The 12,768-nt window shown below is 44.7% G+C and carries 14 protein-coding genes; 3 read left to right on the top strand and 11 right to left on the bottom strand.

Annotation, left to right across the window (positions count from 1 at the left end):
• Nucleotides 1-219: 219 nt before the first annotated feature.
• Nucleotides 220-1,758: a DHA2 family efflux MFS transporter permease subunit gene (locus Q7J27_07335; GenBank protein ID MDO9528953.1), complete on the top strand. Its 1,539-nt coding sequence runs from the start codon at nt 220-222 to the stop codon at nt 1,756-1,758.
• A gap of 298 nt (nt 1,759-2,056) precedes the next feature.
• Here the strand turns inward: Q7J27_07335 and Q7J27_07330 are convergent, their stop codons facing one another.
• From Q7J27_07330 to Q7J27_07285, 10 genes are all read right to left on the bottom strand, one after another.
• Nucleotides 2,057-3,292 carry an OFA family MFS transporter gene (locus Q7J27_07330; GenBank protein MDO9528952.1) on the bottom strand — a complete coding sequence of 412 codons (1,236 nt, stop codon included), beginning with the start codon at nt 3,290-3,292 and terminating at the stop codon, nt 2,057-2,059.
• Nucleotides 3,293-3,502: 210 nt separating this feature from the next.
• Complete coding sequence (locus Q7J27_07325) at nt 3,503-3,637, bottom strand: hypothetical protein (protein ID MDO9528951.1); 135 nt, start codon at nt 3,635-3,637, stop codon at nt 3,503-3,505.
• Nucleotides 3,616-4,188 (bottom strand): DUF4338 domain-containing protein, encoded by a 573-nt coding sequence (locus Q7J27_07320; GenBank protein MDO9528950.1) that lies wholly within the window; start codon nt 4,186-4,188, stop codon nt 3,616-3,618. The genes Q7J27_07325 and Q7J27_07320 overlap by 22 nt, the downstream gene beginning before the upstream one ends.
• A 13-nt stretch (nt 4,189-4,201) precedes the next feature.
• On the bottom strand, nt 4,202-4,525 hold the full coding sequence (locus tag Q7J27_07315) for a DUF5668 domain-containing protein (GenBank protein ID MDO9528949.1): 324 nt from the start codon (nt 4,523-4,525) through the stop codon (nt 4,202-4,204).
• A gap of 147 nt (nt 4,526-4,672) precedes the next feature.
• Nucleotides 4,673-5,425: a slipin family protein gene (locus Q7J27_07310; protein MDO9528948.1), complete on the bottom strand. Its 753-nt coding sequence runs from the start codon at nt 5,423-5,425 to the stop codon at nt 4,673-4,675.
• Nucleotides 5,426-5,428: 3 nt separating this feature from the next.
• A complete protein-coding gene (locus tag Q7J27_07305) occupies nt 5,429-6,751 on the bottom strand; it encodes a nodulation protein NfeD (protein ID MDO9528947.1) in 1,323 nt (440 codons plus the stop codon).
• 21 nt (nt 6,752-6,772) lie between these two features.
• Nucleotides 6,773-7,084: a four helix bundle protein gene (locus Q7J27_07300; protein MDO9528946.1), complete on the bottom strand. Its 312-nt coding sequence runs from the start codon at nt 7,082-7,084 to the stop codon at nt 6,773-6,775.
• A gap of 157 nt (nt 7,085-7,241) precedes the next feature.
• Nucleotides 7,242-7,943 (bottom strand): uracil-DNA glycosylase, encoded by a 702-nt coding sequence (locus Q7J27_07295; protein MDO9528945.1) that lies wholly within the window; start codon nt 7,941-7,943, stop codon nt 7,242-7,244.
• A 17-nt stretch (nt 7,944-7,960) separates the two neighbouring features.
• A complete protein-coding gene (coaBC, locus tag Q7J27_07290) occupies nt 7,961-9,160 on the bottom strand; it encodes a bifunctional phosphopantothenoylcysteine decarboxylase/phosphopantothenate--cysteine ligase CoaBC (protein MDO9528944.1) in 1,200 nt (399 codons plus the stop codon).
• Nucleotides 9,161-9,453: 293 nt separating this feature from the next.
• Complete coding sequence (locus Q7J27_07285) at nt 9,454-10,086, bottom strand: LysE family transporter (protein MDO9528943.1); 633 nt, start codon at nt 10,084-10,086, stop codon at nt 9,454-9,456.
• Nucleotides 10,087-10,503: 417 nt separating this feature from the next.
• On the opposite strand from Q7J27_07285, the gene Q7J27_07280 reads away from it, so the two are divergent.
• Nucleotides 10,504-10,803 carry a hypothetical protein gene (locus tag Q7J27_07280; GenBank protein ID MDO9528942.1) on the top strand — a complete coding sequence of 100 codons (300 nt, stop codon included), beginning with the start codon at nt 10,504-10,506 and terminating at the stop codon, nt 10,801-10,803.
• A 60-nt stretch (nt 10,804-10,863) separates the two neighbouring features.
• Here Q7J27_07280 and scpB read toward each other — a convergent pair whose 3' ends face one another.
• Nucleotides 10,864-11,631, bottom strand: coding sequence for a methylmalonyl-CoA decarboxylase (gene scpB / locus Q7J27_07275; GenBank protein ID MDO9528941.1), 768 nt, complete (start codon nt 11,629-11,631; stop codon nt 10,864-10,866).
• Nucleotides 11,632-12,046: 415 nt separating this feature from the next.
• Here scpB and Q7J27_07270 point away from each other — a divergent pair.
• Nucleotides 12,047-12,768: serine dehydratase beta chain (locus Q7J27_07270; protein MDO9528940.1), on the top strand; the 722-nt coding region annotated here is incomplete at its 3' end.

Here is a 12,768-nt window from a genome sequence, read left to right as displayed (position 1 = left end):
GCGAACTGGACACGCAAATATTCTTAGCAGGGGATTTGGATTTAATTGAAAAAGGTGTATTGGGTAAATTAAAAAAAAGATATAGCAGAAAGCGAAAGACTATTAAAGGTGCTGATAAAGTCTCTAAAAAACAAACCCTTGAATCCTTGACCCCTTGAATCCTTGGACCCTCTTCTCCAACTAAATTGGAGAAGAACCTAAAAGAATAATCGAGTAAAGATGCCCAGAAATGTTAACAAGTGGATCGTTTCCATAACGGTGATGCTCCCCACACTCATGGTTATTGTTGATACCTCTGTTGTAAACGTTTCCCTTGATCACATACGGGGCAGTCTTTCCGCCAGTATTGATGAAGTAACCTGGTCAATTACATCATACCTGGCAGCCAACGCAATCATTATCCCGATGACAGGCTGGCTCAGCAGGTTCTTCGGAAGAAAAAGATATCTCATTTTTTCAGTTGCCTTATTTACTCTGAGTTCTCTCTTTTGTGGTTTTGCCTGGAATATACAAAGTCTTGTGTTCTTCAGGATTCTTCAGGGTCTTGCCGGCGGTGCCCTGCAGCCCATATCACAATCCATATTACTGGAGACCTTCCCTCCTTACCAGCACGGTACGGCTATGTCCATTTTTGGTGTGGGAATTATGTTTGGCCCCATCATCGGCCCTGTCCTGGGAGGCTGGATTACGGACAACTGGATGTGGAGATGGATTTTTTATATCAATATTCCAATCGGAATCATCTCAATCTTGATGTCCCTCTACTTCATTCAAGATCCCCCTTACATGAAGCGTGCAAAGTTAAAGATTGATTACTGGGGGCTTGTATTACTTGCTGTCGGGGTCGGATGCCTCCAGATGATTTTAGACAGGGGACGCAGAGTGGACTGGTTCTCATCGGAATTTATTATCTGGTTGAGTGTTATTTCAGTCATATGTCTGACCCTGTTTATCATTGTGGAGTTTTTTGCAGAGCATCCAATCGTCAACCTGAGGACATTTAAAAATTATTCTTTCAGTCTGGGAAATGTGATTATCTTTTTTGTCCTGTTTAATCTTCTGGGCGGTATTGTCCTTCTCCCGATCTATCTCCAGACTTTAATGGGTTATACGGCAACCCTCTCCGGTATTGTACTTGCGCCCGGTGGCATTGCGAGCCTCGTAGCCATGCCAATCGCCGGGATACTTATTTCCAGGATTAATTCGAAGTTTATAATCGGCATTGGTGTTATAGTAACAGCCTATGCATGCTATCTTATGTCAATACTCAATCGTTTGGCTGACTTTAATGCTGTTTTAGTGCCGAGGATCTTTATGGGGATTGGCATGGGATTCATCATCATTCCTCTTTTCACGCTTACCTTATCCCATATAAGAAAAGAGGATATGGGTAATGCTACTTCTATATTTAATCTCGTCAGGAATTTAGGCGGGAGCTTCGGCGTGGCTGTTACCACAACTATTCTAACCAGGAGAGCTCAATTCCATCAGTCTCGTCTTGTGGAACATCTCACGCCATTCGACATGAATTATATCTGGAGCTCACAACAAACAGCCCAGGCCTTGCAAAACATGGGCTTTGAACCGGTGCTTGCTTATAAAGGAGGGCTTGGGGTCATCTATGAAACTCTTTTAAATGAGGCCTACATGATGTCATTCAATGACGTCTTCCATATCTTAGCCGTTATGATCGCTTTGATGCTGCCCCTGGTCTTTTTCATGAAACATGTAAGGTACAGTGCATCGGACAAAAATTAAATATATCATTTTTTAAATGAAACTATTTAAAAGGAGTATACAGGCGTGAATATTCTAAAGTGGTGTTCCCGGGACAGGTGACGAGCGGCGGACCTACGCTGCCTTTCCCTTTTTGTTTTCTTTCAGTTTTCCTTGCGCATCATAATCAGCCAACTTTCTGCTCTGATTTTAATCCAATGCCTATTTCCCCGGGTATTTTATTCGAGGCGCTTTGCGTCCGGTAGTAAAATAAAAGCGCCCCGGGAAATTCCCGGGGCGCCATGGTTAAAAGGTTTCTAAATGTGTTACGCCGTAGCCATCAGGCAGATTTCTTCACCGGCGGTTTCGTCGTGAAAAGAATTACAGTTCCAAGGGCGCAGAAAGCCGCTGCGACAAGGAACGGCGCATAATACGTACCCGTCATATCCTTCAGATAGCCGCCGGTCATTGGCCCGGCAAACCCGGCAAGACCCCACGCCGTAAACAGAAGGCCGTAGTTGCTCCCCTGGGCCGTCATACCATAGAACTGCCCACACGTGGCCGGGAACAGGGTAAACATGGCGCCGTAGTTCCAGCCGACGAGCATAGCAATAGCCGCCAACCCGTAGACGCTGCCGCCGAACTGGAAAATGAAGATCATCGCCCCCGTCTGCAGGGCAAACAGCGCGGCAAAATAAACCCTGATGCCGATAAGATCCACAAACCAGCCGGAAAGGATCCTTGTCGCCGCATTGGTAAAGGCGAGAGAACTCACCGCGCCGGCAGCCGCCATAGCCGTCAGACCCTGATCCCTTCCAAAACCGGCAAGGTGGCCGATGGTCATGAGTCCCGCAAAGGAACCGCAGAAATAAGCCGCATACAGAAGCCAGAACTTGGTATCCTTTATAGCCTCATCGTGCGTAAAGTCACGGGTCGACGTGGAAGCAGCCGCACCCGCGGCAGGAGCAGGAGGCGACCATCCTTCCGGCTTGTAGCCGGCCGGGGGAACCTTCAGAAAAAAACCGGCTACAACCGCCATGATTCCCATGGCGATACCGCAATACCAGAAGACATAGCGCCAGCCCATCTCAGGATTCGTAATGATCCACGTGGCCAGAGGCCCCATCAGGAACGAACCGAGACCCAGACCGACCACCGCAAACCCCGTGGCCAGAGCCCTCCTGTCGGGCCACCACTTGGGGGCATTCGCAATGGGCGGCAAGTAAATCATCCCGCCGCCGAGACCGGCAAAGAGACCATACGTGATATAAAGCTGAACCTTCGACTGAATGAACCCCGACAATATAAAGCCGATGCAAAGAATGATGCCGCCCGTTATAACAACGGGCTTCGGACCGTACTTGTCACTCCACCGCCCTGCAGGAAACGTCACTAACCCGAATACAAGACAGCAGATGGCGAACGCCAGGGCGATCTCGGCTCTGCTCCATCCAAACTCCGCGTTCAACGGCTTGATAAACACGCTCCACGCGTACAAAAGCATACCGCACGTGGTACTGCCTATTAACCCGCACAGTAAGGGAACCCATCTTGGGTATGTTTTTTCTTGTGCCATTATTAAAACCCTCCTTTAAATAATGAAAAATAAATGTAAAAAACCTCTCTAAATAATTATGGTTTCCAGTTAGGTGTCATTGCGAGGAACGGGCGACATTTATTGACAACCCAGTTACATCGAAATGACCATTTTTACCGTTCACCATAAAAATACCTGACTAATCGAAATCTTTAAAACCTCCTTTCTTTAAATTTAATAAAAATACGATTATTTTTTAACAACCCTCCTTAAAAAATAGCCCTCACTGTCAATGACGTCTCTCAGTAGTCTAAGGTCTTCATCCGTCGGCTCTGCCATTTCCTTCACATCGGGAGGGATAATCAATTCAAATTGATAAGGCATTGATATTGATAAGGCACTGATAAGGCATTATTTTCGATAGGTGTAAATATAGGGGGTTTGTTTTTGCTTGTCAAGGGATATTTTCCATCTATTGTCAACAAATAAAATTGTCCGGTTTCGCTCCATCCGATCCATTCATCACGAGCACGTAACCGCCAGGCAGATGAACTGAAGCTCATCCCGCCTAACCATCCGTAAATCTCGCTTCGGATCATGTACCGAATCTGGGCGCCACATAACGAACCGCCTCCAAGGTAATGATGGGCATCCATCAAACCGTTCCAGATACGTGACATTTTGCTGTAACGGCTTGATACTGGTATCACTTCTACTTTGCCAAGGTCGGCCAAGTCGCATGCAATCTCTGCAATCTCCGAAATGCTTTCAGTAGTCTTGGCAGATTTTTGCTGAAAATGATATACATTATCGGAAACGGGCAACACTATTACCCCTCGACGCTCCAGTTCCAACAAAGCTTTCCGGCAACTCATGTCCTGATATTTGCCGTTGGGAGCCCGCCAGTCCAGCCACTCACAAACTTGTCGCGACATTTAATGGTCTCATTTATGATCTCCACTTCCTGAAATAGTTAAATAACACGTAGGCACCGAGAAGCATCAGCAGGGACGGCAGGGCGTATGTTGCAATTTTGTCTAAATCTGTGTAAAAATTCCTTATTACAAGAAAGACGGTACCAACAATACCTATCAACCATCCTCCAATATCTTTAGATTGCTGAACTAAAGTACATATAGAAATAACTATCAGCAAGATCGGCCAACTCTTGTCAAATCCATAGCCTGTCATACTATTCAGAAAAATAAGAATTCCCAATGCAATAAGAATAATTCCACCTGCAAGTACTTTCCTTGTCTCCTTTGCTACCATCTTTTAGCTCCTTTCCATAATGATCAATAAACAGGGGTGTTTCTTGTTCCCGTTTCGTAGCTTTTCGCCTATCAGGGTCAAAAATAGATTCATCTGCGCCTGATGCAGAAGCCCGCTCAAGGGCTGTGCTGCATTATAAAAAACTTGTTACTTTTCCATCAGTTTCAAAAATGGTCGGAACAGGTCAATCGGTATGGGAAATATAGTGGTCGAATTATTTTCGGCGGCAATCTGATTCAGGGTCTGAAGATATCTAAGCTGCAGCGCTATCGGATGTTCGGCAATAACGGCAGCCGCATCTGCCAGCTTTTGCGCTGCCTGAAATTCACCCTCGGCATTAATGATCTTCGCCCGTCGTTCCCTTTCCGCCTCTGCCTGTTTGGCCATCGCCCGCTGCATCTCCTGAGGAAGATCGATATGCTTCACTTCTACTGTGGATACCTTGATTCCCCAGGGATCAGTGCTTCTATCAAGGATTTCCTGCAGATTCACATTGATCTTTTCCCTTTCCGATAAAATTTCGTCCAGCTCAACCTCCCCGCAGACGCTTCTCAGAGTAGTCTGTGCAAGCTGTGACGTTGCGTAGAGATAGTTCTCCACCTCTACAATGGCCTTGTTAGAATCCATTACCCTGAAATATATAACGGCGTTTACCTTTATAGAAACATTATCACGAGTAATAACATCCTGTGGGGGAACGTCCATGGCCACTATCCTCAAATCCACCTTGACCATCTTATCAACTACCGGTATCAGAATAATGAGACCGGGGCCCTTCGTGGCAATTAGCCTCCCCAGACGAAAGATGACCCCTCTTTCGTACTCATTGAGTACTCTAATAGCCGATGCAAGAAATAATATTAACAATACCACCAAGGCAGCAATAGTGTATATCCCCATATTTCAACCCTCCTTTTCACTTATTATTTTTTCAATCTCTACCTTAAACCCGCTTATTCCAACTACTTTTACCCGTTCACCTTTCTCCACTAATTCCTTGCTGAAGGCATTCCAGTATTCTCCCCTGATAAAGACCTTACCATCTTCATAAACCACAGTGATCGTGTTTCCTTCTTCACCAATCATTCCTTCCGGGCCTGTAACGGGCTTTCTCATCTGTGCCTTCAGGGCAAGTGTAATTATACCCGCAAAAAACAGAGACGTAACAGCAACCGTCGGAAGCATCACGGCAAGAGAGACTCTGAGAGCTGGAGCAGGTGATTCAAAGAGCATGAGAGAGCCCAAAATGAGGGAAATGATTCCGGCAACTGTGAGCATACCATGACTTATGATCTTTATTTCCGCAATAAAAAGTATTATACCGAAAATAATCAGCAGTACCCCCGCATAATTTACAGGAAGTGTCTGTAAGGCATAGAACGACAGTATCAGTGAGATTCCTCCTATGACCCCCGGCAGAACCACACCGGGGTGGGCAAATTCAAAATATAATCCAGCAAGGCCTATCATCAATAAAAGATACGCTATGTTGGGATTGGAAAGCGTTGTCAATATTTTCTCACGCAATCCCATCGCCCTGTGATTAACAATAGCCCCCTTCGTCTTCAGGACGATTTTCCCCGAAGCGAGAGTCACCTCCTTTCCGTCCATCTTTTCAAGTAACTGATTTATATCGACGACAACGAAGTCAATCACGTTTAGCTTGAGCGCTTCTTCAGCAGTAATCGATTTGCTTTTTCTGATGGCCTCTTCGACCCATTTTGTATCACGCCCCCTTTTTTTAGCGATACTCTTGGCATAGGCAACAAAGTCGTTTTCTACCTTTTCGGCCATTGTTTCGTCCATCTTACCTGCACCGAGGGCTACCGGATGAGCTGCCCCGATGTTAGTACCGGGAGCCATTCCGGCTACGTTGGCCGCCATGGTTATAATGACACCTGCCGACGCTGCTCTCGCCCCCGACGGATAAACAAAGACGATAACAGGTATGGAGGAATTCAAAAGCCCCTTTATTATGTCCCTCATGGCGAGATCAAGACCCCCGGGCGTATCGAGAAGAATTATCAGCCCGTCAGATCCTTCATTTGAGGATTGGTTTATGGCATTAATAATATGCTTGGCAACAGGTGGTGTAATTGCAGAATTTATGGTGATGACGTCAAAGACCGGTTTCTTCTCTTCTCCAAAAGAGAGGGACGATCCCATGACGAAGAACAATGAAATAACGAAAATCAAGACGAGTATTCTGATTCCTCCGTTTAGCATCTTATATCCCTTTAAAAGTGCCTAAAGTGAGTTAAAGTTAATGTATACGCCTTCGGCGTGGTCAACTTTTAAGGTTCTTCTCCAATTTAGTTGGAGAAGAGGGTCCAAGGATTCAAGGGGTCGAGGATTCCAGGGTTTGTTTTTTAGAGACTTTATCAGCGCCTTTAACATTCTTTCGCTTTCTGCTATGTCTTTTTTTAATTTACCCAATACACCTTTTTCAATTAACTCCAAATCCCCTGCTAATAATATTTGCGTTTCCAGTTCGCAAACAGAACCATAAGATATATAAAGCATCCTAATGTAATCCAGGGTTGTCTTTCTTCCTTTCACTCGAATCCTTGAATCCTTGACCCCTTGACCTCTTGAACCCTCTGGTATTTATTTTGCCTTAATTAACTTCAACTAATCGGGAGATGATCCATTTTTAAAAAGGTTGCGCTGGAAGCGCATTCTGTAACTTTAGGTACTTTAGTACACTTTAGGCACTTTAGTCACTCTTTTTTAGTACCTCCATTATCATCTGGGCATCTTCCCATACCTGCTTCTTCGCACCGGGATTTCTCAGGAGGTAAGCCGGATGATAAGTGGGCATAAATTTTATCCCCTGATAAGAGTGAAATTTCCCTCTGAGCAATGAGATAGGGGCATCTGTATTGAGCAGTGTATGCGCGGCAAATGTACCGAGAGCACAGATAACCTCAGGGTTAATTGCCCGGATCTGCTCTATCAAGAAGGGTTCACATACTCGTATTTCCTCCGGTCTGGGATTACGGTTTCCGGGGGGACGACATTTCAGAATGTTGCATATATAGACTTCTTCCCTTGTCAAACCCATGGCGTTTATGATCTTTGTTAAGAGTTGTCCGGCTCGCCCGACAAATGGCCTTCCCTGAAGATCTTCATCCGCACCTGGAGCCTCACCCACGAAAACAAGATCCGCATTCGGATTTCCCTCACCAAAAACAAGATTGTTCCTCGCTTCATGCAAAGAACATCTTTGACAATCCCCGAGGGCTCCCCTTATCTCCTCAAGGGTCACGGATCGATCGAATGTTGCCTCAGAAGGGCATTCCCCCTTAAGGTAGAGATGAGAGAGCCCTCCCGGAGAGTTCACTCCAGCAGTAATATGACCTTTTAAACCTTTCACGAGGAGTCTAAGCTCCTCTCTCATATCCTGTTTTGAATCCATATTAGTTTTCGCTCACTTTAAACTTTAGGCACTTTTATTGCCTTAATCCTGTCCAGAATCCTGTCTGCCACTTCTATTTTTTCCAGAAGGGGCAATTCCTCTAATCCCCCTTCCCTGTCGAGAATTTTTACTATGTTTGTGTCAGTCTGGAACCCCGCACCGTGCCGGGTTACGTCATTTGCCACTATGAGATCCATATTTTTTTTGAGCATCTTGTTGCGTGCATTTTCAATAAGATTTTCTGTCTCGACAGCAAATCCTACCAGGATACGACTTCCCTTTTTTTGAGCAATTTCCGATATGATATCGGGATTTCTTTCAAGACGAACATTTAACGGATCGCTCCCCTTTTTTATTTTATTGTCTGAAATGGTGGCAGGCCGAAAGTCAGCCACGGCAGCCGCCTTTATGATGACAGTTGAATCTTGCATATTATTCATCACTGTGTCTCTCATCTCCAGGGCACTTGATACCTTAAAGAATTTTACCCCGAATGGCTCTGGCAGAGATGAAGGGCCGCTGATTAATGTAACTTCAGCCCCCCTTCTCCTCGCCATTGTTGCCAGGGCATAACCCATTTTCCCGGAAGAGTGATTTGTTATATATCTTACCGGGTCAAACGGCTCCTGCGTAGGACCTGCAGTAATCAGTATTTTCTCACCTGTTAAGTCACTTTCCGTCAGTATGGTTTCAATTTCTTCAATAATCTCGTCCAGCGGAGGAAGCCTTCCATATCCTTCTGCTCCACAGGCCAGTTCACCGTATGCCGATTCGATGAAGAAGTAATTGTTTGAGGCCAGCTTGCTCATGTTTTCTTTAACGATATCATTCGTATACATGTTTGAATTCATGGCAGGGCAGATAAGAACCGGGGCCTTTGTAGCCATAACAGTCGTTGAAAGCAGATCGTCTGCCAGGCCGGATGCAATCTTTCCGATGATATTGGCGGTCGCGGGCGCTATAACGAGTATCTCCGCTTCATCAGCGAGAGATATATGCCCGATTTCATGCTCCTCTATCAGGGAGAACATATCCGTATAGACGGCATTTACGGAAAGAGTCTGGAAGGTAAGAGGCGTTATGAATTTAGTTGCATTTGCAGTCATGATGACCTTTACTTCGGCACCCCTCTTTATAAGCTCTCTCGTCAGCTCTGCCGATTTGTAAGCGGCAATACCGCCGGTTATTCCGAGGACAATCTTTTTTCCTTTTAACATCTTACATCTCCTTTATATAAGCCCCACCTATAATCACTCACCGCGGAGGTCGCAGAGTTTTTCTATAAAAAAACAAAAAGGTATCTAACTTTGATGCACTCGTAAAAAGTCTCAAAATGTGTCATTTGTCGTCCTGAACTCGTTTCAGGATCTCACTTGTTTCAGCATCTATTATTTCAGCAAGTTAGAGACCCTGAATGATCCTGAAACAAGTTCAGGACATGATTTTGGGTGACAAAAAAAGACTTTTTACGAGACTGTCAACTTTAGCTCACTTTAAACTTTAGTCACTTTCATACAAAGTACCGTATTCCCGATACCCCAAAATATATACCGAAGAAGATGAGGACAACGGCACAGCTACCGATAATCCCACGATATATTCTGTCGCTTATATACCTCTTCCCCCGTGAAACGAATAATGATATGGCACTGTACCACATGAGATCGGCCAGTATGTGCCCTGTAAAAAAAACTGCCAGGCCGATAAAACCAAATTCCATCGAAACGATAACATAGCCGAGACCGATTGTTGCCCACCATATTATCCAGTATGGATTTGCCAGGCTGGTCAGGATACCCGCTACCACTGGCCCTCCCCAGGCGCTTTTCCCGGGGGTAAGATCGAGCTTCAATTGTTGTATTCCTTTCAACATACCGAAAGACATCCAGAAAAGAACGAGACCTCCTGCAATGCCTGCAAATCCTAATACTTTAGGATTGTTAATAAATCCTGCAAACCCCAGAACCAGGAAAACGAGTAGCAATATTTCAAGAATACCATGACCAAGAACAATCATGGGACCGGCACGAAAACCTCTCTTTGCGCTCTCGCTAATGGTTACGGTAAGTACCGGTCCGGGCATCATTGCACCCGACATGGCGATGATAAACGAAGATATAAATATAGCTGTTAGTTTTTCCAAATTTCAGCTTCTCAAATTTGACGCACTCGTAAAAAGTCTCAAAATGTGTTATTTGTCGTCCTGAACTCGTTTCAGGATCTCACTTGTTTCAGCATCTATTATTTCAGCAAGTTAGAGACCCTGAATGATCCTGAAACAAGTTCAGGACATGATTTTGGGTGACAAAATCTGACTTTTTGCGAACGTGTCAAATTTTACTGAAATAAGTTATAGCTAATTTATAGCTATTGAGCAATACTTTTCGAGTTCTTTGAGCCGATATCAGTAAAAAGGCACGTTTACGGTAAGTTATCGTCAATAATCAAGGAGAGTTCTTATCAAAATAACCAGACTAACGATCGGTTGGACAATTTCATTGCGTTATGTTATGCATCCGCTATTGTAGCGCAGTTCAGTGTCAGAGAGGGAGGTAGAACTATGGAAATCAAAATGCCCATCAAGTTTCACGGTAATTACCGGGTCATCATTCGCCAGGGTGACCGGGAGGAGCGGAAACGATGCCAAAGATTAGTTTTTAGGGAAATTACACCGGACGAAAAAGACCAGTACTATAAGAATTTAGACGAAAAAGATGTCCCTACTCACCAGGTTCTCTTCTTTGAATTTGGTTGCCGCCGTATGATAGAAGCGAAACTGACGATAAACGAAGAAGATAGGGCCGTTTTCCAAATAGAAGGAAAAGAGTACGAGTTTTCACCCGTAACAATTGACAAATAGCTCTGTATCATTGCCAATTATCAAGATTAGGAGCCGTTTGTGTATGTAATAAATATTGCTTCACTTGCCCTTGAAATCAGGTTTGCGTTTTTCGAGGAATGCCCTGATGCCTTCTTCATAATCGTGACTGTTATAAACATCTCTTCTGAGCGACTGTATTCTTTCGAATGCATAAGGACTAATGGGGTGAGCTTCGGAAAGTATCCGGAACTGTTCTTTCATGACAGCAATCGAGAGTGTGGATCGGCAAGCAATTTTTTGTGCCAGATCTAATGTAAAACTTTCGAGAGACTCGGTTGAAACCAGATGATTTAATATTCCGCATCGTTCCGCACGATGGGCATCAACAGGCAATGCGGAAAAGAACATCTCTTTCGCAATGTTCATGCCTACCCTGTTTATAAAATGAAGGATACCCGAGGCATTATACGCTATTCCTATTTTGGCTGGTGTGATTGCAAAAGTGCAGGTGGGATCGCCGATTATCATATCGCAGGTGATGGCAAGGTCGCAGGCTCCACCCCAGACACTTCCCTGCACCATGGCGATAACGGGGCCGGGATATTTCTCAACGGTCCGTAATGTAACTTCAAGGGGGTTTTCATATCCTAAGGGTTCCCTGTGTGCCTTTGGAAGCTCAGAGATATCGTATCCGGCAGACCATACTTTCACACCTTCCCGTGCCCGGATGATAACCACGGCGACCTTTGCAGTTTTGAAATCATCCAAAGCAGCGATTATCTCTCTTAACATATTAGCGTTCAGTGCATTGTGTTTTTCAGGATTGTTAAAAGTAATGCATCCTATGTTTTCTTTTATCTCTTTCAATATGAAAGATTTGGGAGTTGCTTTCATTTTTGTACGCCCTTTCCGGTATAATGGGAAACTGTTCCACGCACCTATAAAGTAAATCTCTATCTATGTCAACGTTTTCCTCGTGGCATTTTTCTCCCTAACTCACCGAGAGAACAACCGCAGTTGAGCAATTAGTTCGTGACAATTTTTCTTTTCTTATGTACTCTTGATGCACTCGTAAAAAGTCAGAAAGTGTGCTCTTTGTCATGCTGAACTTGTTTCAGCATCTAATTATTTCAGCAAGTTAGAGACCCTGAATGATCCTGAAACAAGTTCAGGACATGATTTTGGGTGACAGAAAAAGACTTTTTACGAGATTGTCACTCTTACATGCTTCATAAGACTGGCTTAAATGAATTTACTCCTACAGAAATGATATGGAAAGATCATGAACGAAGGCATTGCAACATCAATCTTTGATCTCTTTGAGATCGGTTTGGGTCCGTCGAGTTCGCACACTATCGCCCCCATGAAAGCAGGGCATGATTTCCTGAAAGAAATAAGATATCTCCCTGCTGAGGTTAAAAAGAGGGCTGAAGACATCGAAATCATTCTCTACGGATCTCTCAGTGCTACCGGTAAAGGTCATGGCACGGATCGGGCGGTATTAGCAGGACTTATGGGACAACATCCCCATACCTGCAGATCCGATTTTCTCGACGGTCTTTTTACAGGTGATGATGCCCTATACCGGATTGATATGGAAGGCCATGACGTAAAGCTCACGGAAAAAAGCATTGTCTGGAAAAAAGGATCTCATAACTATCCCTTTAGCAATACCCTGGTCATCAGGTTGAGGGGGCAGAAGAGAGTTCTTTTTGAAAAGGAATATTATTCGGTTGGTGGCGGTTTTCTGCAATGGAAAGGATGGAACCCACCTGCAAGGGGCGTTCCGGTATATTCCTATAAAACGGCTGCTGAGTTGAAAAAAATCGTGGATGCACAGAATATTCCCGTACATGAGCTGGTCATTGAAAACGAAACGGCCATTACGGGAATGAGCGGGCATGATATTAGAGAGCATATAATTCGTATCATCATGGCCATGGAGTCTGCCGTCGAAGGGGGAATTGAACGCGAAGGTGTTCTTCCGGGTCCTCTGGGTCTGCA

Source organism: Syntrophales bacterium (assembly GCA_030655775.1).
Lineage (GTDB): Bacteria > Desulfobacterota > Syntrophia > Syntrophales > JADFWA01 > JAUSPI01.
Note: the sequence above shows the minus strand (reverse complement) of the source record. Positions and strands in the feature narration are given on the sequence as shown.